This window comes from Flavobacterium sp. (assembly GCF_035292545.1).
GTDB lineage: Bacteria > Bacteroidota > Bacteroidia > Flavobacteriales > Flavobacteriaceae > Flavobacterium.
On sequence record NZ_DATDPV010000014.1, the window covers coordinates 64036 to 88025 of the forward strand.

General features: G+C 33.3%; 23 protein-coding genes and 1 tRNA gene. 9 read left to right on the top strand and 15 right to left on the bottom strand.

The annotated features are described in order from the left end of the window. The first annotated feature begins 53 nt into the window (after positions 1 to 53). From VI621_RS02085 to VI621_RS02125, 9 genes are all read left to right on the top strand, one after another. A complete protein-coding gene (locus VI621_RS02085; RefSeq protein WP_324216738.1) occupies positions 54 to 599 on the top strand; it encodes a hypothetical protein in 546 nt (181 codons plus the stop codon). A gap of 272 nt (positions 600 to 871) precedes the next feature. After that, a complete protein-coding gene (locus tag VI621_RS02090; protein ID WP_324216739.1) occupies positions 872 to 2122 on the top strand; it encodes a phage integrase SAM-like domain-containing protein in 1251 nt (416 codons plus the stop codon). A gap of 87 nt (positions 2123 to 2209) precedes the next feature. After that, positions 2210 to 3790 (top strand): hypothetical protein, encoded by a 1581-nt coding sequence (locus VI621_RS02095; protein ID WP_324216740.1) that lies wholly within the window; start codon positions 2210 to 2212, stop codon positions 3788 to 3790. Between the two features lie 105 nt (positions 3791 to 3895). After that, the gene (locus VI621_RS02100; RefSeq protein WP_324216741.1) at positions 3896 to 4177 is read left to right on the top strand and encodes a helix-turn-helix domain-containing protein; all 282 of its coding nucleotides are present in this window, start codon (positions 3896 to 3898) and stop codon (positions 4175 to 4177) included. 4 nt (positions 4178 to 4181) lie between these two features. After that, a complete protein-coding gene (locus tag VI621_RS02105; RefSeq protein WP_324216742.1) occupies positions 4182 to 4448 on the top strand; it encodes a hypothetical protein in 267 nt (88 codons plus the stop codon). Positions 4449 to 4451: 3 nt separating this feature from the next. Next, the gene (locus VI621_RS02110; RefSeq protein ID WP_324216743.1) at positions 4452 to 6026 is read left to right on the top strand and encodes a phage/plasmid primase, P4 family; all 1575 of its coding nucleotides are present in this window, start codon (positions 4452 to 4454) and stop codon (positions 6024 to 6026) included. A gap of 1 nt (position 6027) precedes the next feature. Beyond that, complete coding sequence (locus VI621_RS02115) at positions 6028 to 7176, top strand: DUF6371 domain-containing protein (protein WP_324216744.1); 1149 nt, start codon at positions 6028 to 6030, stop codon at positions 7174 to 7176. 17 nt (positions 7177 to 7193) lie between these two features. Next, the gene (locus VI621_RS02120; RefSeq protein ID WP_324216745.1) at positions 7194 to 7601 is read left to right on the top strand and encodes a hypothetical protein; all 408 of its coding nucleotides are present in this window, start codon (positions 7194 to 7196) and stop codon (positions 7599 to 7601) included. 176 nt (positions 7602 to 7777) lie between these two features. Continuing rightward, complete coding sequence (locus VI621_RS02125) at positions 7778 to 8365, top strand: hypothetical protein (protein WP_324216746.1); 588 nt, start codon at positions 7778 to 7780, stop codon at positions 8363 to 8365. 156 nt (positions 8366 to 8521) lie between these two features. Here the strand turns inward: VI621_RS02125 and VI621_RS02130 are convergent. The 15 genes from VI621_RS02130 to VI621_RS02200 all read right to left on the bottom strand — a co-directional run bounded on the left by VI621_RS02130 (position 8522) and on the right by VI621_RS02200 (position 23990). Further along, a tRNA-Ala gene (locus tag VI621_RS02130) sits at positions 8522 to 8595 on the bottom strand. 45 nt (positions 8596 to 8640) lie between these two features. Further along, a complete protein-coding gene (locus VI621_RS02135; RefSeq protein ID WP_324216747.1) occupies positions 8641 to 9930 on the bottom strand; it encodes a phenylacetate--CoA ligase family protein in 1290 nt (429 codons plus the stop codon). A gap of 2 nt (positions 9931 to 9932) precedes the next feature. Then, positions 9933 to 11597: a C45 family peptidase gene (locus VI621_RS02140; RefSeq protein ID WP_324216748.1), complete on the bottom strand. Its 1665-nt coding sequence runs from the start codon at positions 11595 to 11597 to the stop codon at positions 9933 to 9935. Continuing rightward, entirely contained in the window at positions 11597 to 13126 is a 1530-nt protein-coding gene (locus VI621_RS02145; protein ID WP_324216749.1) for an NAD(P)/FAD-dependent oxidoreductase, read from the bottom strand. The genes VI621_RS02140 and VI621_RS02145 overlap by 1 nt, the downstream gene beginning before the upstream one ends. Continuing rightward, entirely contained in the window at positions 13127 to 16795 is a 3669-nt protein-coding gene (locus VI621_RS02150; RefSeq protein WP_324216750.1) for a 1-acyl-sn-glycerol-3-phosphate acyltransferase, read from the bottom strand. A 10-nt stretch (positions 16796 to 16805) separates the two neighbouring features. Then, entirely contained in the window at positions 16806 to 17984 is a 1179-nt protein-coding gene (locus VI621_RS02155) for a DUF2062 domain-containing protein (protein ID WP_324216812.1), read from the bottom strand. A gap of 10 nt (positions 17985 to 17994) precedes the next feature. Beyond that, on the bottom strand, positions 17995 to 18480 hold the full coding sequence (locus VI621_RS02160) for a hypothetical protein (protein WP_324216751.1): 486 nt from the start codon (positions 18478 to 18480) through the stop codon (positions 17995 to 17997). A gap of 1 nt (position 18481) precedes the next feature. Beyond that, positions 18482 to 18853, bottom strand: coding sequence for a 3-hydroxyacyl-ACP dehydratase (locus tag VI621_RS02165; RefSeq protein ID WP_324216752.1), 372 nt, complete (start codon positions 18851 to 18853; stop codon positions 18482 to 18484). A gap of 14 nt (positions 18854 to 18867) precedes the next feature. Next, complete coding sequence (locus tag VI621_RS02170) at positions 18868 to 19473, bottom strand: outer membrane beta-barrel protein (RefSeq protein WP_324216753.1); 606 nt, start codon at positions 19471 to 19473, stop codon at positions 18868 to 18870. A gap of 14 nt (positions 19474 to 19487) precedes the next feature. Further along, entirely contained in the window at positions 19488 to 20120 is a 633-nt protein-coding gene (locus VI621_RS02175; protein ID WP_324216754.1) for a hypothetical protein, read from the bottom strand. Next, positions 20086 to 20718 carry an outer membrane lipoprotein carrier protein LolA gene (locus VI621_RS02180; RefSeq protein ID WP_324216755.1) on the bottom strand — a complete coding sequence of 211 codons (633 nt, stop codon included), beginning with the start codon at positions 20716 to 20718 and terminating at the stop codon, positions 20086 to 20088. Before VI621_RS02180 ends, VI621_RS02175 begins: the two co-directional genes overlap by 35 nt. Continuing rightward, positions 20708 to 21481: a polysaccharide deacetylase family protein gene (locus VI621_RS02185; protein WP_324216756.1), complete on the bottom strand. Its 774-nt coding sequence runs from the start codon at positions 21479 to 21481 to the stop codon at positions 20708 to 20710. Before VI621_RS02185 ends, VI621_RS02180 begins: the two co-directional genes overlap by 11 nt. Beyond that, positions 21475 to 22533, bottom strand: coding sequence for a beta-ketoacyl synthase N-terminal-like domain-containing protein (locus VI621_RS02190; protein WP_324216757.1), 1059 nt, complete (start codon positions 22531 to 22533; stop codon positions 21475 to 21477). Before VI621_RS02190 ends, VI621_RS02185 begins: the two co-directional genes overlap by 7 nt. After that, positions 22533 to 23729 (bottom strand): beta-ketoacyl-[acyl-carrier-protein] synthase family protein, encoded by a 1197-nt coding sequence (locus tag VI621_RS02195; RefSeq protein ID WP_324216758.1) that lies wholly within the window; start codon positions 23727 to 23729, stop codon positions 22533 to 22535. The genes VI621_RS02190 and VI621_RS02195 overlap by 1 nt, the downstream gene beginning before the upstream one ends. Positions 23730 to 23732: 3 nt before the next feature. Continuing rightward, positions 23733 to 23990, bottom strand: coding sequence for a phosphopantetheine-binding protein (locus tag VI621_RS02200; RefSeq protein ID WP_324216759.1), 258 nt, complete (start codon positions 23988 to 23990; stop codon positions 23733 to 23735).

Here is a 23990-nt window from a genome sequence, read left to right on the forward strand (position 1 = left end):
TGTGTTGAAAAATATTGGAAATCCTTATATTTGAATTCTTTAAAAATATACTGATGAATACAAAATCCATTTTAAGTTTACTTTTAGTATCTTCCATAGCACTGATTTCTTGCAAAAAAGAGCTTGAACCTCAAGAAAGTTCCTCTAGTGCGGAAGTAGTTGCTCCAACTGCTGAAACAGCAAATCCCAATACTGCAACTGCGGTAACACCAGCGCAAATGCAGCAAAATACTGCTGTTGTAAATCCAAATACTCCCGCAGCACCGGCTAGTACGGCAAAAGGGATGAATCCGGCACACGGACAACCCGGACATCGTTGCGATATACCGGTTGGGGCGCCATTAAATTCGCCTGCAGGTAAAACTGCTCCGCAAGCGACTACTCAACTGAAGCAATCTGAAAACGCTCCGGCTACAGTTACACCTGCCACTATTAGTTCTGATGGTAAAATTACTCCGGCAGCCAATTCGACTTTCACAACCTCGAATACACCCGCTATTTTAAATGCTCCTGCAGCAACTGCTCCCGGAATGAATCCGCCACACGGACAAGCCGGACACAAATGTGAAGTTGCGGTTGGTGCTCCATTGCCAAAATAATAAACAGAAAATTCATATAAAACAAAAAAGCAATTGCCTGATTAGCAATTGCTTTTTTTATTTTGTGGAGAATATCGCACCACTAAAAACGTAAAGTAAAATTTCACGAGCGCCCTATTTCATTACAAAAATACTAATAAAATCAATGATTACAAGCTTTTAAGAATTAAACATTTTGTATTGCAAATTGCAGCAAATTGCAATACACAGACTTTTGCCGTACAATTACCGTACAATTTAATTATATTTGTATTGTTCAAATATTACTAATTATGGCAACTATCAATTTTTTATACCGCTCAACTAAAGAAAACGCATTTTTACATTTACGTTTATTGTATCGTTACAATGATACTGATTTTGTCTTTGGAGCAAATACAAAGTATGAAGTATCAAAAGAGTATTGGAGTAAACAACATACAAAAAAGACCAAAGATGCTGAACTTGTAACAAAACAAGCCGACATTACAAAAGAACTCGATAACATTAAAACGCATATCTTAAATGCTTTTAATAAAATCAATCCTGATGAGGTTAACAAAAACTGGCTACAAACTCAAATTGATTTATATTACAATCCTATAAAAGTAATTGAAGTATTACCAACGGAACTGATAGACTATATTGACAAATACAAAGAGTTCAAACGTAATGAAGTAACCGAAAGCACAATAAAAAAATGTAATGTTGTTAAACAACTTTTGAAAAGATACCAAAGTAGTATAAACAAAACTCTTTTAATTACTGATATTGACACCGATTTCAAAACCTCTTTTCAAAATTATTGTGTTACCCAAAATTACGCACCAAACACAATATCGAGAACAATACGATTTATTAAAACTATTTGTATTCACGCAAAAAGCAAAAAAGAAAATGTAAACCCTGACTTATACAATATCAAAGTAAAATATTTCAAAGTCGATAGCATTCATTTAACCTTTGATGAGTTAGAAAAAATAGAGAATATCAAAAAGAACAAATTAACCGAAAGTTTAGAAAATACTAAAGACTGGTTAATCATTAGTTGTTACACAGGGCAAAGAGTTTCAGACTTTTTGAGGTTTACAAATGATATGATACGAATTGAAGACGGCAAAAGTTTTATTGAATTTACTCAAAAGAAAACCGATAAAATTATGACCGTTCCATTACACCCAAAAGTTATTGAGATACTCAAAAAAAGAAACGGAATGTTTCCTTATGCTATTTCAGACCAAAAGTATAATGATTACATTAAAACCGTTTGCGAAATTGCCGAAATTACTCAAATGGTTCACGGCAGTATGAAAACAGAAACCGCACCCGAAAGCGGAATTTATCGTAAAGAAACAAAAATGTTTAAAAAATGCGACTTGGTAACCTCTCACATTGGCAGACGTTCGTTTGCATCAAATTTTTACGGAACTATTCCAACATCATTACTTAAAAACATTACAGGACATAGTACTGAAAGTATGTTTTTGACTTACATAGGCAAAAGCAATAAAGATTTAGCAAAAGAAACCCATAAATATTTTTAGACTGCAAATAAAAAGTTTATTTATTTAGGTGCATTTTGTACATTTCATACATTAATAACACAGGCAAAGTATTAAATCTTTATTCAAATGAACAAAAACGCAGATGGATTTTTTAAAAGTTTAGAACAATTATTTTTGAAAGCTAATTTTACAAGGCTTAATTCTGATTTTGACAATATTGACGAAATTTACAACAACAATATAAATATTTGGTATTATTTTCAAAGTGATTGTGTTACAAAAAAAGATGGAAACAAAGAAGTAAATTCAAAATTAGATACGATAAACAACAATATACTTTTAAATCCTGATAATTTCATTTTTTGTAAAACCCAAAAAGGTTTCCCTTTAACCGAAGTAAATTTTATTGATACTGAAATAAAAAATCTATTATTAATTGATAGAGATAAACTTTCATTTTCTGAACAAAATCAAATAAAATTTTACAGTGAATATTTAAGCAAAAAACGTAATCATATTGAATGGACAAATAATGATTATTACAATCATTATATTGAAACAAAGCGTTTTGCATTTCAAGTATTTTGGGCTTTTAAAAGCAATGAATATGACAAAGTCATTAATGATTTGAAAGAATACAAAAGTCGTTATGATTACATTTTCAATAAACTATCTAATGAAAGTAAAATTGAATTTAAAAATGATTTTTGCGACCGATTAGAAAAATTAAAAAATAAACAAACCGAGAGTAAATTTAAAGAAGTGATTACAAATTTTATTGAAAATATAAATAATGAATATTATAATATAGCCAGTAACGAAAACTATAAAATAGATGAGTACAAAAAGTCATACAACCAACAACATTTTAACAAAGTAATTACAAAACTGAATGAAGACGGAACACCAAACCATATTTATTTAGGAAACTATTTTTCGGAATGGTTGGGAACAAACAAATCCTTTTTCAATAATGAAAGTTTAAAAGAAAAACACGGATTATTAAGCGACTACAACAAACAGTTGTACTTTTTGACTAATTATTTAATTGCATTATTTAAAGCTGTTAATGGATATGAAAAATCAAACGACAGAGGTTTTTTAACGGCTATAAAAATAAATGAAGATAGAGTTTTGCGAAAACTAAAAGACATTGAATTTTTTAATAAGAGGACATTAAAGAATGACCTACTCAATGACAATATAATTACTATTATTGATGCAAAAGAATATTGTATTGAGTTATTTGCCGACTGCATTAATTCTTTAAAAGATGTATTTGATATTGACATTAAAAAAAGTCCCTTAAATGAAAACTTTGAAAACTCAAAACTATTCATAAGCAACGCAATTGATTTAGAATATTTTAAATTAAGAACCACTACTGAAGCACCTCAACAAATCGAAGACATTATATCTGACGAGGTTATCAATAAACATAATGACATATTTAAAGATAATGCTTTCCAAATTTGGCAAAATATGTTTAACCATTTTGAGATTACAGAAAGTCAGCGAACTGATTTAGACTTTATGTTTCAAGTAATGAAGTATAATAACTTAATCCATAAAAATATTGGATTAACTGATATCAAAGTCTGGATTAATGACACGTATCATTTATCAGTTGAAAAAATAAAATATACCGATATAAAAAGTAGTGCAAATAAAAACAGAATGGCAACTTATAAACTTATTACAAGCTAATTAAATCAAAGATATAAATCATACCTAAAAAGGTACAATACACGGTCTTTTAAGGCACAACCTCAAACGCAAATTTGCTTATTATTAATCTATAATATAAGCAAAATGCAAAATTCAATTTTACTTCAAAATGTAAGTCCCGAACAATTTACGGAACTTATAACAAATGTTTTCAAAAGTCAATTAGCTGACTTTAAAAAGAACTTCAACACTCACAACCCTGATGAGTTATTAACGAGAGCCGAAGCGTGTGAGTTTCTCAAAATCGAACAAACAACTTTATACCATTGGACACGCAAAGGCAAAATTATTTGTCACGGTATCGCAAACCGTAGATACTACAAAAAAGCAGAGTTACTGGAATGTTTAATACAATTAAAAAAATAGTATTATGAACAACACAGGCAACACCGCAAAAGACCAAGTAAAAAAAGTGTTCAATGCTTTTTTTGAAAATCCAAAGACAATGAAAGAAGCTGACATTTACACAGGCGTAATGCGTGAAAATATTTGTAGATATGTTAGAACTTTTAGAGATGAGAACCGTATCGAATTAATTGGTTATCGTAAATGTAAAATCACAGGACATAACAAAGTCGGAATTTACACTACCAACCCTGATTTATTCCCGAAGTCGAACCAATTAAAAATGTTTTAGACTATGGAAAAAGATAACCTAAAAACCCTAATTACAAATGATATTATACACCTTACTAAAAATATTGAATTACCTAAAAATACAACTGATAATATATTACAGGAACTCACAAAAAGCATCGGACAAATAGACTTTGAAATACTGGCATTTCCTGATATTGAAACCGTCCGTAATGATATTGAGAAATTAAAACCATTTGTTTATAATGAAGACGGTAGTTTGAGCAAAGACAATAAAGCCGAAAGGGAACAATACAATAAATTAGAAAAGAGGTTAAACAGTTATAGACTATCAAAAAACCATTATTTAATCCTTTGCATTGAAAAACTTTTAGAGATTGCCAATGCCAATAAGTGGGATTTATGCAAAAACGAATCCTTTATTTATTTGTATAATGGTTTTTATTGGAATGAAATAAACAAAGAATTGCTTCAATCGTTTTTAGGCAAAACAGCTTTGAAAATGGGAGTTGAAAAATTTAAAGCTAAAATTCACACGTTTCAAGATGAGTTATTTAAACAATTTATGGCAGACGCTTATTTGCCAAAACCCGAGCCAAAAAAAGATTGTGTTTTAATCAATTTACAAAATGGTACGTTCGAGATAACACCAACAAAAAGAGGTTTACGAAACTTTGAGCAAAAAGATTTCATTACACACCAATTGCCGTTTGAGTATGAACCCGAAGCAACCGCACCTCTTTGGCAAAAGTTTTTAGACGAGGTATTGCCAGACAAAGACAAACAAAAAGTATTTGCCGAGTTTTTAGGTTACATTTTTATAAAACCAAGTGTTTTGAAACTTGAAAAAATGCTTATTCTCTTTGGTACTGGTGCAAATGGCAAAAGTGTTTGTTTTGAAGTCTTAAACGCCCTTTTAGGGAGCGAAAACGTAAGCAACTATTCATTACAAAGTTTGACCGATGTAAACGGTTATTATAGGGCAAAAATCGCTAATAAACTTGTAAACTATGCAAGTGAGATAAACGGCAAACTGGAAACTGATGTTTTTAAACAAATGGCATCGGGAGAACCAATTGAAGCACGTTTGCCCTATGGCAACCCAATGATATTAAAAGAATATGCAAAGTTAATTTTCAATTGTAACGAATTACCAAAAGATGTTGAACACACAAACGCTTATTTCAGACGGTTTTTAATTATTGGCTTTGATGTAACTATTCCCGAAGACAGACAGGACAAACAATTGCCAAACAAAATAATTCAAAATGAATTATCGGGAGTTTTCAACTGGATTTTGAAAGGACTTGACAGACTACTGGAGCAAAAGAATTTTAGTAAATGTGAAGCAATTGAGAACGCCCGAAGCGATTACGAAAAGCAAAGCGATAGTGTGCAAATATTCATTAATGAATTTGAGTATAAAACGGCAACCAATGAATATACTTTAATAAAAACATTATACGAACAATACAAAGTATTTTGCATTGAAGACGGTTTTCGCCCAGTAAATAAGTCAAACTTTATGAAGCGGTTACAGGCGTATAAAATCTATGTTAAACGTATTGATATTGGTAACGTAGCTTATGTTACAAACGGTAATTATTTGACTTTGTAATATGGAAACTTTCAAATACTCACTTGACAAAAGCAGTAAAAAGTTTCTTTGTCCGAGTTGCACCCAAAAAACATTTGTCAAATACATTGAAGCAGAAACAGGAAACTATTTAACTGATGACTTTGGCAAATGTGACAGGGAGCAAAACTGTAATTATCATAAAGCACCTCCCAAAGGTAAAAGAGGTTATTTGATAAATTGTTTATCAATAAAAAGCATTTCAGACAAAGCAATTAAATTGACTGATATGAACGGAATTATAAATATTATTCCAAAGTCGCAAATACTGGAGCAAACAAAAAACGATTGTTACTTAAATGAATGGTTTTTAAAAAATAGCACTATTCCATATTTAACAAATGGAAGTAAGTACTTTAATACTGATGACATCGGTTTTATAAACGTAGTTATTGCCAAAGAACAACCGTCCGAACTTACACCAAGTTTTCATAGTTTGGAATTATTGGACAAAATGTACTTTGAAAAGCCAATGATTGACAATTTAACCGAGTTTCTGAAAATCCATTTCTCAAAAGATGAGGTTTTCAAAGCAATGCAAAATTATTTCATTACAGGAACAAACCATTTTTGGAGCAACTCAACAGCGTTTTGGCAAATTGATGACAAAGAGCAAATTCACGCTTGTAAGATTATGCAGTATGATAGGTTTACAGGCAAAAGAATAAAAGAACCTTACAATCACATTAATTGGTTACACAAAGCCACTAAAGAGCCTGATTTTAATCTTAATCAATGTTTATTTGGATTGAATCTTGTAAAAGAAGACTATCAAAAAACTATTGCAATAGTTGAAAGCGAAAAGACGGCAATAATAATGAGTATTTTTATTCCCGAATACATTTGGATTGCCACAGGAAGCAAACAAAATTTAAAATTTGATTTGTTGAAACCTATCAAAAAAAGAAACATTGTTTTGTTTCCTGACAAAGGCGAATATTTCAACTGGAATAACAAAGCCACCGAGTTAAATTCTATCGGATTTAAAATTGCAGTTAGTGAATTGATTGAGCAAACTGATTTTTGCAATGGTTTTGATTTGGCAGACTATTATTTTGATATAAAAAATAAACCCATTACGGAAAACCTCACTACTAATTCTTTACTAAAGGTTAGCTTTGATAATTATTAATCAAAAACACAAAAGAAATGAAAAAAATTAGTCTTTTTATTCTTGTTTTAATCTTTGCTAATTGTACGCAAAAAGACGAAATTAAAGAAAAGGTTATCAATGCTGTAAAAATTAATTTAAAAAATCCTGATAGCTTTGAATTTGTAAATTATGAGGTTTTTAAAACTGTAAACTTTAAAGAAGCTAAAATCGGATTGCCTATAATTAAAGAAATGATTAGAATAAGTACTGGATTAGAAAAAGTCAAATATCAAAAACAATTTGAATTTGTAAATTCCGCTAAAAATGAAAGTGACATAGCATATTACGATACATATCTTGTTGCAAAGGGAACTAATTCTTTTGGAGCAATTATACAATCAAAATATTATGTAAAAGTCTTAAATAATAAAACATTCGACATAGTTGTATTAAAAGAAAAGTAATGCTTAAAGCAGAAAAAACATAAGAGGGTAACCATTACGGAAACCCTCTTTTTTTGTTCAAATATTTCACACAGGCAATGCGTAAAACCTTAACAAATATAAGGTTTTTTGCTTTAAATTCGTTATATTTATAGTTCAATATTCCCTAATAATTTAGGTTTTAAATCCCGTCAATTATGCCACGTTATGCCAATTATCCAACAACAGTAGAAGATTGCTTATATCTATCTATCAAAAAATTAAAAGATTGGAACTATTTAACCTATTATGGTACAAAATCTGGGAATGTAACTTGGAGCAGAAACGGGCAAAGACATTCGAGCATTGGTATAAGTATAACCAAAAATGAATTTGAAACATTTGTAATATTAGATTATAAATCTAATGGAGAGCCTATAAACTACAAAGTTCACATAATAAGCAAACCATCTAATTTAGGCAAAGGAGAGGTTTTGTATTTTGTATGTCCGAATACTGGAAAACATTGCCGAAAATTATATTTACATAGCAGTTATTTTTTGCATCGGGAAGCATTTAAAAATCTAATGTATGAGAATCAAATATTATCCAAGAGTACAAGAATGATGTATTCTATTTTTGATAAGGCAGTTTTAAAAGATGAGGTTTATGACCAACTATACAGCAAACATTTCAGAACTCATTATAACGGCAAAGAAACAAAGCGTTATAAAATAATAATGGATAAAATTAATATTTCAAATACTTATCCAACCGATACATTTGAACGATTAGCAATGATGTAAGAAATGCACGAAATGAAGCCGAAAAAACAATCTTTATTTTACTCTCAAAAAAGCAATCTCATAAGGAATCTTTAATCAGCCGTACAATAATCGTACAAAGTGTAAAATAACAAAACCGCAATAGCTTTAAATATAGCGTATTACGGTTTTTGTAAGTGGAGAATATCGGATTCGAACCGATCACCTCTTGCCTGCCAGGCAAGCGCTCTAGCCAAATGAGCTAATCCCCCAGGATTTTGGCAAATATAATTCAAATCTTTGTCACACAATAATTATTAGGCTCTTTTATCTACAAAAATTATCGGTTTTCTGCTCATTGGCGTAAAAATGATTTTATTCAATTCGTCCAAAGTTACCAATTCAACTTTTGGCGTTACTCTCAATTTGGCTCTAAAATGATCTTTTATCTGATCTAAAAGCTCTTTAGAGTTATTTTTCACCGCAATTTTAATCAGAATTTCATCGGTTCCTAAATCATTAGTGGAGATTTCAATCACGTGACTTTGTATCCCTTCAAAATATGTCAATAAATCGTGCATCGCTGGTGGATATAACGTGGTTCCCTTGTATTTTATCATATGCTGTTTTCTGCCAACAACGGGACCGACTCGAACAGTATTCCGGCCGCAGTCACAAGTTTCGCTATGCAGTTTTACAATATCGCCCGTTTTAAAACGCAATAAAGGCATTGCCTCTACTCCGAGCGTTGTAATGGTTAATTCGCCACTTTCTCCTTCTTTTACGGGTTGATTATTCTCGTCTAGAACTTCCGTGATGATTAGTTCCGGATGTTGATGACCACCATGAAAAAATTCACATTCGGTAAAAGCCGTGCTCATTTCGGTAGACGCATAGGTAGAAAATAAATTGATTTTCCATTTATCCGTTATTTTCCTGGCTAAAAGACTTGGTGAAAAATCTTGGTTACGCAAGGCTTCACCAATGCAAATCACGCCTTCAATACTGGAAGTGTTATAGTTTATCTTATTATTTTCGGCATATTCGATTAATTTCAATAAAAAAGACGGAACCGTAACTAAATATTTTGGTTTGTATTTCAAAATTGAATCCCATTGCAATTCGGGAATTCCGGCGCCTACGCGGATGACTCCGGCGCCTAGTTTTCGTAATCCTAAAAAATAAGCCAAACCCGCCATAAAACGCCTGTCAAGCGTAGTCATTAACTGAACGACATCACCTTCCTTTATTCCTGCGCAGGTAAACGAAATCGCTTCGTTATATGCTAAACGATCTAAATCTTTATCGGTCAGACCAAAAGTAACCGGATCCCCTAAAGTTCCCGATGTGGTAGCATAGTCAATGATTTTATGCATCGGTACACAGAAAAAATCATCGTTATTTTCCTGAAGATCGGTTTTTGTTGTCGTTGGAATTTTTTGCAAATCTTCCAATGTTTTAATCGAATGAATATCGATACTTTCTTTAGCAAACAAGGCTTTATAGTAAGGTGAATTTCCATTTAAATACACAAGCAATTCTTGAAGTTTAACTTCTTGAAAATCTTTAATTTCTGCTGCAGTTGCTTTTTCTATTGTGGGAATCATACTTACTTTATTTTTCGTTTTATTTTCTTCAGATAATCATCTATTCGATGTTTGTCCGGAAGCGTTGTGATTTCTTTGGTTGCTGCTTTTTTGAATTCTAGTTCGGCTGCTTTATACCAACCTTTCTCATAATAATATTTCCCTATTTTATAATAAACAATCCAATGATTTGGATTTAATGATTGGTATTCTTTGATGAAATCAACGTCTAATTTTCCTTCTTCATCAAGAGTTTTATCTATAATTTTATCTAAAACCCGATACTTTTCATAATTTTTATAGGCTTCGGTTTTTAGAAAATCATCTTTTGGAATATTTAATTCTTCGGATTCTAAAACTACAAAATTGGCTGCATTTCTACTGAAAATTTTATTCAAATCATAAGCTACAAATTCGCCCAACTGATACGGATTCGAAGATACCCAAACCATACGTTGTTCGGGTTTAAAAATTATAGAATGATGAGCCAGTAATTGATTAAGCGCTTTTTCGTTTCCATAACCCATTTTTAAATCCTGCAAACCTTCTTTATCTCTGAGAATTTGAGCCATTTTTCCCGGTGTCATTTTCTCGTTTTCGGCTAATAATTCCTGCATTCTGTCAAATCGATATTTCGAATGACTTTCTTTAATTTGTTTTGTATTCCTTCTATCAGACTGATATGCTTCACTTTGAAAATGATTGGAACAAACCAATTGATTGTTATTTTGCACCTCATAAACTCCGAAATTATCAGGAGAAACTTCAATCAAAACTGCTTTTTTATCCGTTGCGCTTCCTACCATAATAGATTCAGACACAAAAACCTGACGCTTTTTTGCTATGGCAATAGCTTCATTAATAGTTGTGGCATACTGTAAAATCTCGCGAGCAAGAATAGAAATTGGCGTTTTGGCCTCTACGGGAATTTTCGATTTTCCAGCGTTAATAGTAACTGTAAGTCCTTCTTTATTCATTCCGGAAACTGCCCCAATCATTCCTCCCCAAGTAACCATCATGAAGGGATGACCTTTGTCTGGGGTTACGAAAGCAATGATTTTATCTTTCGCAAATTCATCACCTGCATAAAAATCAAAATTACGGCCAATCAACAAAGAACCATCTTCGGATTTATCGCCCCAAACCGCCATTGAAGAACAACCTACAAGTGCTAAATCCTGTAAAGCGTGCCCAATATCGTGTGCGCCATGAAGATAAAGACTTTGTAAATATTTTGATCCAAAAATAGTATAATCACTTGAAGCATATTGTGAGACACCGTAGATTTCCGTTTTATATTCTTCCGGAATATGAAGATATAACTTGCGATTGTACCATTTCAAAAATTGTCGGAGAATTTTTTGCCTGAATTTCGACGGAATCATTTCTTTCACTCTTGAAAAGAAAATGCGATCTTGTTTTTGAAGTAAGTTTTGAGTCAGACTTCCTGTAACCAACCCTCTTTCTAACGGGTCTCCGGAAACATATAATTCCCAAAGCTGTTGTTTATTCTTAATCAAATAATTTTTTCCTGAGGAGAAAAGCGTGTCGGAGTGTTTCTTAACAACCGGTATTTCTTGATGGTAACCTGATAATTGGGGTTGGTTGTGTATTGATTTAGAAATTCCACAAGAAATTAAACTCGTTGTAAGCCAGAAGGAAATTAGTATATGAAAGGCTCTTTTCATTACTTATTTTCTAATTCACTATTAATTTTATTGACCAGATATTCTTTCCCTAAAACTTCCGAACAAGTGACTACAGCGCCAATCGTCACGCCTAAAACACCATGCATGTTGATGCTTTGCCCAGTTAAAAACAGATTTTCCAATTTAGTTTTCGGCGAAATAAAGGTTCTCATCGGATTATTGGAATCTTTTACATATCCATATAAATTTCCGTTGTGACCGCCAATATAATCCCGATACGATAAAGGTGATGACGAATGAACCGACTGAATACAATCCCGGATTCCCGGAAATTTTTTCTCAATTGCATTTAGAAAAACTTCTTTTTTTTCTTCTTTCAAATTTTCATAGGCTACTCCTCGATCTGCTTTTTCTGAAGTGGTATTATGGGTGGTTTCCCATTGCTGGAATTCTTCGAATTTCATATAGGTCATCGCAGTAAGACTTTCTGCCCAAACTTGGTCTTTATTAGAAACATTCATAGACACCATATATGCCTCAGGCCACGATTGTTCGGTATAATCATTCGCTTCCCAAACACGATTGCTATCTTTAAAATGATAATAATTATGGTTTAAATACTTAAAAGTTCCAGGTTTAAAAACCAGATACAAACTAAACGCAGAAGGCAATACTTCCAAACTCTGAATCCTGCTATAAAATGATTTGCGAAATTTGTCTTCGCCAATCATTTTCAATGTTGTTTTGGGTTCTATATTGGAAATAAAAATATCCCCAAAATACTCTTCTCCACTTTTGGTTTTTGCAGAAACCAGTTTGTTTTCTTCAAAACCAAAACTTACAACATCTTTATGTTTATAGATTTCTCCGCCGTATTTTCGCAGCTGTTTGATGAGTTGTTTGGTAATTTGGCTGCCCCCATTTATACAACGCCAAGAACTTTGTATAAAAGAATTTACGGATAAGGCATGAACGTAAAGCGGCGTTTTATCAGCAATACCGGCATACAAAAAATTAGACCCTGCTAAAACCGCTTTCAATTTTTCGTTATCCGTTAATTCATCCAAATATCCTTTGGCATTAATAGAAAGAATTTCTTTTTGATATCCATCCCCTGCTCTTACATTGTATAACGGAAAGGAATCGCAAGTATATATTAGTTTTTCACAATAGGTTTTAATTGTTTCTTCCTCTTCAGGGAAAAATTTCACTAATTGTCTGATGAAATTCTCATAACCTTGAGCATACGGATATTCAGTTTTATCGTCATCAAAAGAAATCACATCGAAAGCATCTTCATCCATTTTTTTGAGGTTGAGATGTTCCATGATTCCGATATACGAAAAGTATTTATACAGATTCTGTCCTTCGGAAAGTCCACCGATATAATGAATTCCGGTATCAAAAATAGTTTTGTCGCGCACAAACGTTTGCAAATTTCCACCATACTGATTGTTTTTTTCTAGCACGCAAACACTTTTTCCTTCTTTTGCAAGAATGATTGCCGAAACCAAACCGCCTAAGCCGCTTCCGATGATCACAATATCGTATTTTTTGTTTGCTTCCATTTATTTCTTCAAAACCAAGATATCGGAATCTTCATGAATTACTATAAAACCGAAATTTATAAAATGGTTTTTCAATTCAAATTTTTCAATTAAAACAACCTGATTGCAACTTGTACCATCCAAATTCGCCATACCATCAGTACTTGCATCAGAAATCAAAAGGGTATTCCATTTGCCGTCATTCTCCTGTACAGCATCTAGATATTGGATATCGCGTTTTTTTACTATGTAATTCGTTTGGGCAACATTGCGTTTTTCTTCGTCCGTAATATAGCTATTAATTTTTCGTTTTGGTTCCTGCAACGCAAGCAGAATATCCAATTGCCCATAATCATTCGCTAAATGCAGAATTTTAGCTTCTGGACTTATGAATTTATTCAGATTATAATAAACTGATTTTTTCTTTTCAAAATCTTCTTTAACCGCCTGAACGATTTCGTTTTCTTTGTATAAGAAACTCAAAAATAGCTTGTTTTTAAAATAATTTTCATCTTCTAATTCAGCTCTCAGATTCGCAAAATTCTCTTTGAAGTATTTACTGATTTTCTTGGTTCTTTCGGCATAATCCTTTCCAAACAAAACATCCGAAGCTTTGATTCTGTCACCAATTTTAAATGTAATCTTTTCGGCAAAAATAATATGGTCGCCTTTGGGCAATGCTTCTGAATTTCCGTGTATGTAAACCGGCAATACATCTATATTAAATTGCTCCGCCAAATAAAAAGCCCCTTTATGAAAACGCTTCACCACATTATCTTCCGAACGCGATCCTTCCGGAAAAACCATTAGCGAATAGCCTTCGTTTACTTTTTCACGCAAGTGTTCCACACCGCCTTCCAGTCCTTGAGTAACAGGATAAAATCCGGCTAATTTCACCGCTCGTCCAAAGAAAGGCGAGTTATAAACCCAATCATTCACCAGAAAAATAATCTTGGGGCTAAGCATTCCTATTGCTAAAGTGTCTAAAAACGAGGTGTGATTCGATATAATTACTGCCGGCTTGTCGAAAGTCTCCCCATTTGTATTGATCACTCGTTTGGACATATAGGGAATCGAATACAAAACCGATTTCATAAAAACCGACATGGTTCTTCTAAACCATCTCATTTTGGTTTCTTTTTTTAAAGGAACAATTTTCATCACGATTTCACCTACTATCGACAATACAAATCCACCTAAACCATAATAAATAAAGGATATCGCTGAATGAATAAACAATCGTAAAGTGATAGGCGATTTTCCTTTTTTCACTCTATTAAAAACACAGATTCTGAATAATATAGGATAGAAAATAAACGTGATAATTAACGCTGCAAAAACCCCAATCAATGACACCGAAGAAATGGATCTGAGTGCCGGATGTTTCGCAAATATTAAAGCGCCGATAGCCAAAATTGTGGTTAAAGCCGCTAATAAAATAGAAGTTCTGTAGGTTGCCATTTCACTTTTGCCATACGTATATTCTTTCTGAAGTGCGCTAGTCATGAAAATACTAAAATCAACACCATGGCCAAAAATTAACGTGCAGACAATCATACTGAAAATATTCAATTGAATATTGAATATACCCATAATTCCAGCGGTTACAATTCCGGTAATCACGATTGGAATCACGCTGATAATAACTAGTTCTATTTTTCTGAAGAAGAATAACAAAATCAGAATCACTGCCAGAAATGAATAGTTGACCAAACTGTTGAAATCATTTTTTAGTTCTCCTAAAAAAGTTTCATTCATTTGTTGCCGGTCTATAGCAACCACTTCTTTGTCTTTTGAAATTTTATTTACAAAACCATCCCGTTGTGCATTCGAAACTTTCACGACTGATGAAATCGTATAAAAACCATTCTTTTCGGCAATAAATTCGTTTAAGAAAAGAGCCTTAACCTTGGCATATTCTTCAAAACCAATCGGGGCGAACTTTTTATTCAGTAAATCGTAAAAGCCCTGATGTGCTGATGATTTAAAACCGATGGCATTTCCGCTTGAAATTAAATCCGTTGCAACAGATTTCTTTTTTGCTTCTGTCCAAAAAGAATTCCAGTTTTCTATTTGATTTAATTGTGCTTTTTTTGATAAAACGACACCTCCAATAGAACTGAAATTTAAAATTTCTCCTGCCTTTTTCTCGGAAGATAAATTATTGAACAATACATTATTTTTCTCCAAAACTTCCTCCATCGTATTGCCGTAAGAAGCTAAATAAATGGATTTAGAAGTTAAGTTGGTCGTGCTTTCTAATTTGGCTTCAGCCTGTTGTATTTCGGTTGGAATGAAATTTAAATCCGAGAGATTGTTGTTGAATTTCACTTTTCCGAAAGTAAAAAAACTAACTACAATTACAATCAAACTTGAAGCAATCAGGAATTTGTTGTTCTCGAATGAGAAACCCGCGGTTTTGTCTAAAATGTTTCTCTTTCCTTCGTCCTGAGCTTTCGGTTTGTATAAATGTGGAATAATGATTAGCGAAAATAAAGCCGAAACCACCACACTTATCGCCGCAAAAATCCCCAAATCTTTTAGAGCTTCGGAGTTGACAAACAACAAACATAAAAACGCAACAGCCGTAGTTGTACTGCTCATTATCAAAGGCATCGTGATGTCTTTGTATAATGTTTTTACATCGCTATTGTGTTTATAATGCGTCAGAATATGTAAGGAATAATCAATCGTTACACCCAAAAGTACTGCGCCAATACTCACTGAAATTGCCGAAATGGTACCTTTCAGGAAATACAGACTCGCCATAGCGAAAAGCGCTCCGAAAATCGTAGGAATAAAAATGATTATCGGAATTAGTATTTTGCGGTAAAACAACATCAAAATCAGCATCAGCGCGCCTAACGAAATCATAACTGTGGTGATGATGTCGTGTTTTATTTGTTTTGCGTTTGCAACTGCAATAAGTGACGAACCAAAATAATCAATCGATGCTTTTCCTTTAAACTGACTGTTGATATTGGTTTTTATCGTGTTCAGTTTATCTACAAAAAGCGTATTTTTTTCGGTTTCGCTTCCTGACAATTTCGGATTGATGAAAAGCAGTAATTTCGAATTATCTTTCGTTATTACGAATCCATTTTGCAACTGAAATTCATCGCCAAGGCTTAGTTGCTGTAGTTTTTTTAAGGCAATAAAAGAAATTCCAAGCGGATCGTTCAAAATAAAATCCTTTGCCACTAATCCTGTTGGAGAAATTAACGTTCTGTAGTTTTTTTGAACTTGTGAAGAAACACTGTCTTTATTGAGTTTATTTTCAATTTGCAAATAATCATTCTCTTCTAAAAACAAAGGCAAATTCGAATACACAAAATCAAACGTTTCCTGAATATTTTCTTCGTCAACTTTTCCCTGAATTCCATTGATGTATTCGTCGCAGGAAGTTATGCTGTCTAAAAAAACGGTCGCCATTTCGGATAAATCGTCGACGTCGCCATTTTTTTCTTTTTCAATAATTACGGTGATTTTATCCGAGAAATTGAGTTGTTGCAACACTTTTGCGGTAACATCGGCTTTTTCGTTTTTTGGAATAATTCGGGTGATATCTTCTTCAAAACGAATTCGTGAGGCAAAAAATCCGAAAACAAGCAAAAGACAAAAGGCAATTCCGACAGAAAGAAATCTGTTTTTTTGAACAAAGAAATGTAACTCAATAAAATACTTGTGCATTTTTGCTTTTTTACTTGGATAATTTTCTCGAAAACGAAAGTAACAAATAACTTGTAATTCCAAAAAGAATCGCCGTAACTGTTGCTAAAACAAAACTTCCGATGACGTATTGTGTCAAATTATTTTGAATGAGCTCAAAGGCAGTTTTATTCCCGGAAATTAACCCTGCTTTTGAAGTCACAAAAAGCGCCCCGATTTGCAAGGATCCATAGATGATTAAAGGTATCATTGGGGGAATACTGATATTGGAAAAGGCGAATGCCAAGACCTTATTCCATCGTAAAACTACAGCAAGAACAATCACAATCGCAGTTTGAAACCCCCAAAAAGGAGCAATTCCCACAAAAACGCCTAATGCGATTGATGCGGCCTTTTTTGAATTGGAATCAGTGCTTTCCAGAATATTTTCGCGAACGAATTTCTTAAAACTTTTTTTTTTAAAACTTCTGAAAAAATCTCTCGGCTTGATATACAAAAGCGTAATTAATACCAAAATAATATTGAGAATACTGATTCGGGTAAAATCTTTAAACGGACGAAAATGGGTCACACGTTCGTTCGGATCGTACAGAATTTTTATTGGAATGTTTTTCACAGGAATACCGTTCCACGCTGTCCGAACTATAACTTCGATTTCAAACTCAAATTTATTGGTAAAGAGTGTATTCGGAATAAATTGTAACGGATACAATCGATAACCGGATTGCGTGTCTTCCAATCGGTTTCCGGTTTCGAACCAAAACCAAAAATTAGAAAATTTATTTCCGAAACTGCTCTTTTTCGGAACATCGTCCTGGTTCATGTTTCGGCTTCCGATGAGTAAGACTGGTCTATTTTCAAATTCCAGTGCCTCCAAGAAAACCGGTATGTCATCCGGAAAATGTTGTCCGTCTGAATCAATCGTAATGGCATATTCGTACTGTAATTCTTTGGCTTTTTTAAAACCTTCCCGAAGTGCATTCCCTTTTCCGCGATTCTTTGTAATGTGAATCTGTGTGACTTGCGGATAGGAACTTAGAATTTCTTTGGTCGTATCAGTCGAACCATCGTTCACTACGATAACGTTATTGGTATAGTGCAAAACACCATCAACAACGCGTCGCAATGTTTTGTGATTATTATAAGTGGGAATAATAACACAAGCCTTTGTATTTGTAATTCTTTCGCTAAGAGTTACCGCAGAATCCATAGGTTGCATTTTATTTTAACAGCATTTGTTTCTCTTTTTCGGAGAAAACTTTTGACTGTTTGATGTAATTTCGAATGTATTCTTTTAAAGATTTGGATTGCTTGTCAAAAGTAGCCAAAAGCAATTTTTTATCTTCTTCGATGTTGGTTTTATACTTGAGTAATTTCGGCGTATTTTCTTGAATACTCAACCGAATTAGTCGAATTTCGGCATTATTAGGATCGCTTTTTATGACTTCTTCAATTTGGGTCACGCCTTCAATAAATAATGCTTTTTTTGCTTTTAGATTTCCTGTGTATTTTGATTTTAAGGCAATCGCCGCGCCTTCATAAGCCAATAAAGTTTTAGTGTCTTTATTGCATTTTGACATTACCGCATAGAATTTTTGAGCGATTTCCTTAGATTTTGTCGCCGAAAAATACTGCTCTCTTATGTCAGGAAGCTCTTGGCTGACAAAGAAAAATAAAGAAATAAATATGGAAACAAGTATTTTCAAGTTATGCTTTTTTATAGGTATTAGACAATTTTAATGCCACGGTATCTTCAAAATAAGTGGTGTTTTTTACTTTAATCTCAGAATCGATATCGCCGGAAACTTCCAGTTCTAAACGTAATTTCGGATTTTTATCAGGATTGATAAGCGCCATGAATTTCACATTCGATGAACTTATCATAAACAAAGGACTTTCAACTATTTCTTCAGAAATCTCTTTGATGATTTGCATCATACAAACACCCGGAGTTATAGGATTTCCAGGAAAATGTCCTTTAAATATCGCGTGTTCATTATTTAAAAAAACGGTAGCATTGTATTTTCCTTCGGAAATTTTCTCTAGTTGTTCTACTTTATAAAAATCTTCTAATAACATGTTTTATGGGTATATTATTTTATATCAAAGGTATAGGAAACGCCCAATTGAAACAAAAAGTTGGTGTTATAATCTGAATTGTAATAGGTGGAATTTGAGCTATAATAACCCGAATCAAGAACATCTACAATTCCTTTTTTAATTCGACCTTCAATCGCAAAGTTTTTATTGATGTCATATCCTAAACCTGCCATAAATGTAATATCTACTTCTGAGTACGTATAATAACTTTGTCCTGCCTGAATATCGAACGTATGTCCAAAATGAAAATTAAATTTGTCATTGAACGTAAATTTATTAATCAAACCAATAGAAACATAGGAAACTGAAACATCTTTTTTCTCTATTACTTCCGAATCGGTGTTGTAATCATAATAAGAAACCATCAAATCATTACCCCCTTGTTTAGTATAGGTAATTTCCGGCTGCAAGGTGTAGTATTTTGTCAATTTCAAAGCGCCAAAACCCCCGAAATAAAAATCGGTTCTGGTAGAGGAATCTGTTCGCGTGATATTCGAAAAATTCAAACCCGTTCTTAAACCCGGCCTAAAAGTAACCTGAGCACTCATTTGTGTCAATCCGAAGAAGCAAATTAATGCCAGAATAGTAATTTTTTTCATTTGTCAAATTTGTTTTAATTAATGATTTGATTTAATTCAATTTTCAATTTAATATTCTGGTGCGTAATGGTAACATTTTCAGCAAAAGTATTGCTTTTTGATCCAAACTCGTAAGTAACTTTTTCTTTTGTTTTGGAAGTGTGAAGCAATTTGATGAGTTTACGGTCTTTTTTGCTTTCAAAAAGATAATTATAACGCTTGTTATCTTTTGATTTATAAACGATATAGGCTTCATTTTCAAAAACTTCCTGAACTTTATGATTGGTTTTTAATAACAATCTAAAATCCTCTTTCAACGTGTTTATAATGATTTTCCGATCTAAATCTGCTACAATATAATTGACTTTAAAGGAGTTATCAGACAACTCAAAATCGAAAAGTGTATTGCCAAATTCAGTAGTGAAAACTACACGATGAGTCGTATCGTTGATTTTTTTTGTTATAAAAATTCCGCCTAATGAATTGCCGTAAATCTCAATATGCGCTTTATAGACATAGTCGGTTTCCGGATTGGAAAAATAGTGGTTTTTAAAAACCGTCTCTGGACTTTCTTTCTTTGTAACGCCTTGAATCTGGTAGGATTTACAGGAGAAAAGAAGCACCGATAGGAAACTAATTAGTAAAAGCCGAGTCGTCAATTTTCGCATTGATTATTTTGTTTTTGAAAACAATTCGGGTAAAATCATTTGATGGTTCAATCAGTTTTACTTGAGAAACCGTTGCGTCCTGAATAGGAAAATACAAATCGACCTGTTTGATGTATTTCTTTATTGCTGCTGTTTTAGGGCTTAATTTCGTGATATAAAATTCTTTGGTTTTAAAATAAGCGATGGAGAATTCCTTGTCATCAAACAGATTTCCGCTGACACTTCCGACGATTAGTTTATTGATTTTTTCAAACATTTTACTGTTGCCCATATCCACCGTATTTTTTTTGCCCTGATCATTGATATACACTTTATTATTTTTAAAAATAATGCTGTATTGATACGGTTTTGTGTATTGCCAATTCAACGAATTCGGTGATTTAAAAGCCATTTTGCCCGAAGTTTCAATGTCTTTCGATAAAAAATCCAAATGCTTGTATTGAACAAAATCCGTTTTTAATGACTTTATATTTTTGGTGTCTTTTACTACCGTGGCTTTAAAATTGGCGATTTCACTCGCAGACATTTTTTGCTCTTGCGAAAAAACGGTTAGAGTCATTGAAATAAGGAATATCGCTAAAAAAACTTTAATCTTCATACGCTGGAATTTTTAATAATTTATCGATGGTAATTACATCGTAATTTTCAGATTGCAAAAATAGCAATAACTGTTCCAATACGTTAACGGTTTTTAAAGAAGTATCGTGCAAAAGTATAATTCCGCCGGGAACGACTTTGTTTTTTACTCTTTCTAAGATTTTGGTTTCGTCTTCGATTACGGTATCTAATGAACGAATATTCCAACCGATAACCTTATGTTTTGTTACTGAAATCGCTTTACTGACATTGGGATTGGTGACTCCAAATGGTGGACGGAAAAACAAAACTTTCTTCCCCGATAATCTTTCTATGATTCTATTGGTTCGCGAAATTTCTTCCACCACTTTTTGGGTCGAAAGAAAACCGAATGATTTTGTATGTGTAAAAGTATGATTGCCTACAACATGTCCTTCTTGAATAATTCGTTGAAACATTTCTGGATGTTTTTCTATTTGGGAACCAATGCAGAAAAAAGTGGCTTTTACATGGTGTTTTTGCAATACATCCAAGACTTTTTCGGTCATTTCATGCGGACCATCATCAAAAGAAATAGCAATTTTTCGTTCTTTTTCGGGATTATTACAATAGGTTTTTATAAAGTAACCCAATCGAATGTCAAATGAACCCCAAGAAGTCAATCCCAACCAAAATATAAAAAGTAATAGAAAAATCCACCATTTCACTTCCGAATAAAAGCTCAAAAAGGATAGAATGACCAATATGGAAATACAAAAAATAGTTATGTATTTGTGTTTTAGCATTTTTTAAGCAAGATCCAACTATGGTCTTTTCCTTGGTATTGATTGTATAAAAGTATCGTATTGTAACTCTCTTTTGCCAAAGAATTCATTTTTAAAACTGGAGGAATTTCTTGGTTTTTTAAAATATTGGAAGCAATCCAAAATCCAAAAGCTGAAACGGTATTGTATTCGCCACTCAAATGCTTGTAATAAATTTGAGGTGTGTTTTTAAACATTGAATTGGCAGCATCATAATAAGTGTCGAATTCCACATCTCCATTATTGCCTAAAACTAGTGCATCGATATTTTCAATTTTTAAATTATTCGAAAGTAAAAAGTCTTGAATATAATTTTCAACTTCATCAACTTCCAAAGAATTTAAAATCGAAACCGCTTCAATTGAAGCATACGAACTTTCCTTTTTCTGATTTTCCAAAACAAAAAAAGTTGCGCCTTCGCTGAAAACGGCTCCTTTTGAATTAGGATTCAAAACAGAATAGGGCTTGTCTTCTTCGTTTTTAATTACATTAATTAGTTTGTGCAAAGACGAAGTATATTGTCCGGTTTCATCAATTCCTCCCACAAGAACGGAATTGGCTTCGTCGTTTTCAATCTGCATTTTGGCATCAAGCAAAGCTGTTTCAAACGAAACCGCCCCATTCACATAAGTGAAATTATAGCCTTTGCATTGCAAACCCAATGCGATTTGTGCCCCAACAGTATTGTGTGTGGATTGTATAAAGGAAGTTGGCGTCAAAAATTGCTCGTCATTATCCAAAATGGCTTTCAAGAACTTCTCCGAATCTTCCACGCAACCCATTCCGGTTCCGGTAATAATGACTTCGGGTTTTTCGAGATTGGCTTCTTTCAAGGCTTGATTCGAAGCCGCGATTCCCATTTTTACGCCTTTCGCCATTCTGCGACTCGCGGCTGGCGGAATCATTTCTTTATAGGAAGGTTCTATCGCGTAAAGCATATTCTCTGTTTCATTCACAGACACTTCTTCCAGGAATTCGATGTCAAATGTTTTTTGAGCCGAAATACATCCAACCCCGTTGATATACGTTTTCATTATTTTTTCGAGAATATAACGGTTGAACAATTTCCTCCAAATCCAAATGAATTGGATAATACATGGTTGATGGATTTTTCTTTTAAAGTCGTTTGTGGAATTAAATTAAATTCTTCCATTGGCGTTTTAAAATTCAAATTGGGGAAAATCACATTATTTTGAAGCACTAAAACGCTGTAAACCGCTTCAATTGCTGCGGCTGCGGCCAAAGTATGTCCGGTAAAAGCTTTAGTCGAACTAAATTCAGGCATGTTTTCTTCAAATATTCGAAGCATCGCCCGTCCTTCCGACAAATCGTTATTAGGAGTTGCCGTTCCGTGGGCATTGACATAATCAATAGCGGAGGGCTGTAAATCGGCGGATTTCAACGCTTTTTGCATTGCTAAAAAAGCGCCTTCCCCATTTTCTGAAGAGGCGGTCTGATGAAAAGCATCATTTGCATTTCCAAAACCGGAAACGTAAGCCATGACTTTTTTATTTTCTTTTTGGACTAATTCATCGGATTCGAGAACCAAGAAAGCTGCGGCTTCGCCTAAATTCAATCCTTTTCGATTGTTGTCAAAAGGCGTATTATCGGTATCTGACAAAATCATCAGTGTTTTAAATCCGTTGATGGTGAATTTTGCCAAAGCATCGGTTCCGCCCACAATCACACGGTCTAATTGTCCGGACTGAATTAGTCTGGCTCCCAGCATAATGGCATTTGCCGCTGATGAACAGGCTGTGCTTACTGTGGTCACCAATCCTTTTAATCCTAACTGTTCTGCAATTTTATGGGTCACATCTCCGGCATCGTGACTGCTGATGTATTTTCTGCAGGCTTCCTCTTCAAAATAATCGTAATAATACTTTTCCGTCATGTCCATTCCGGCTACGCTTGTTGCCGAAATTAATCCTGTTTTGTATTCGTTTATATTTTGAATTCCCGCATTTTGAACTGCTTGTTTTGCTGCAATTGCGCCTAACATAGCCGTTCTTGAAAAATTATTATCGGGAGGTAACTGAAGTTGTTGCTCTAACTGTTGGTTGGTTCGCTTGATTTCACCGACTTTTATGACGGCTGCATGGATGGTTTCCAGATTTTCAATAGTAGAAATTCCGTTTTTTCCGTTTACTAACGCATTGTAATTCTCTTCGACGGTATTCCCAATCGAAGAAATGATTCCCATTCCGGTTATAGCAACTTTTTTACCCATTAATTATTTTGTTCTATTTGCAGTAATGTATTTTGCCATCGTGTCGATAGATTCAAAAATAACTTTTCCTTCTTTTGGATCGGTTAATTTGATTCCGTAATCTTTGTCTAACATTACGATTAATTCTAATGCATCGATCGAATCTAAACCTAAACCGTCGCCAAAAAGCGCATCGTTGTCCTTAATTTCTTCAACAGAAATATCTTCTAAATTTAAAACTTCTACTATTTTTGATTTCAATTCTGATTTTAAAGCTTCCAT

Coding starts and splice junctions, on each gene's coding strand:
- VI621_RS02085 (WP_324216738.1), top strand. CDS start 54: ATGAATACAAAATCCATTTTAAGTTTACTTTTAGTATCTTCCATAGCA.
- VI621_RS02090 (WP_324216739.1), top strand. CDS start 872: ATGGCAACTATCAATTTTTTATACCGCTCAACTAAAGAAAACGCATTT.
- VI621_RS02095 (WP_324216740.1), top strand. CDS start 2,210: ATGAACAAAAACGCAGATGGATTTTTTAAAAGTTTAGAACAATTATTT.
- VI621_RS02100 (WP_324216741.1), top strand. CDS start 3,896: ATGCAAAATTCAATTTTACTTCAAAATGTAAGTCCCGAACAATTTACG.
- VI621_RS02105 (WP_324216742.1), top strand. CDS start 4,182: ATGAACAACACAGGCAACACCGCAAAAGACCAAGTAAAAAAAGTGTTC.
- VI621_RS02110 (WP_324216743.1), top strand. CDS start 4,452: ATGGAAAAAGATAACCTAAAAACCCTAATTACAAATGATATTATACAC.
- VI621_RS02115 (WP_324216744.1), top strand. CDS start 6,028: ATGGAAACTTTCAAATACTCACTTGACAAAAGCAGTAAAAAGTTTCTT.
- VI621_RS02120 (WP_324216745.1), top strand. CDS start 7,194: ATGAAAAAAATTAGTCTTTTTATTCTTGTTTTAATCTTTGCTAATTGT.
- VI621_RS02125 (WP_324216746.1), top strand. CDS start 7,778: ATGCCACGTTATGCCAATTATCCAACAACAGTAGAAGATTGCTTATAT.
- VI621_RS02135 (WP_324216747.1), bottom strand. CDS start 9,930: ATGATTCCCACAATAGAAAAAGCAACTGCAGCAGAAATTAAAGATTTT.
- VI621_RS02140 (WP_324216748.1), bottom strand. CDS start 11,597: ATGAAAAGAGCCTTTCATATACTAATTTCCTTCTGGCTTACAACGAGT.
- VI621_RS02145 (WP_324216749.1), bottom strand. CDS start 13,126: ATGGAAGCAAACAAAAAATACGATATTGTGATCATCGGAAGCGGCTTA.
- VI621_RS02150 (WP_324216750.1), bottom strand. CDS start 16,795: ATGCACAAGTATTTTATTGAGTTACATTTCTTTGTTCAAAAAAACAGA.
- VI621_RS02155 (WP_324216812.1), bottom strand. CDS start 17,984: ATGGATTCTGCGGTAACTCTTAGCGAAAGAATTACAAATACAAAGGCT.
- VI621_RS02165 (WP_324216752.1), bottom strand. CDS start 18,853: ATGTTATTAGAAGATTTTTATAAAGTAGAACAACTAGAGAAAATTTCC.
- VI621_RS02170 (WP_324216753.1), bottom strand. CDS start 19,473: ATGAAAAAAATTACTATTCTGGCATTAATTTGCTTCTTCGGATTGACA.
- VI621_RS02175 (WP_324216754.1), bottom strand. CDS start 20,120: ATGCGAAAATTGACGACTCGGCTTTTACTAATTAGTTTCCTATCGGTG.
- VI621_RS02180 (WP_324216755.1), bottom strand. CDS start 20,718: ATGAAGATTAAAGTTTTTTTAGCGATATTCCTTATTTCAATGACTCTA.
- VI621_RS02185 (WP_324216756.1), bottom strand. CDS start 21,481: ATGCTAAAACACAAATACATAACTATTTTTTGTATTTCCATATTGGTC.
- VI621_RS02190 (WP_324216757.1), bottom strand. CDS start 22,533: ATGAAAACGTATATCAACGGGGTTGGATGTATTTCGGCTCAAAAAACA.
- VI621_RS02195 (WP_324216758.1), bottom strand. CDS start 23,729: ATGGGTAAAAAAGTTGCTATAACCGGAATGGGAATCATTTCTTCGATT.
- VI621_RS02200 (WP_324216759.1), bottom strand. CDS start 23,990: ATGGAAGCTTTAAAATCAGAATTGAAATCAAAAATAGTAGAAGTTTTA.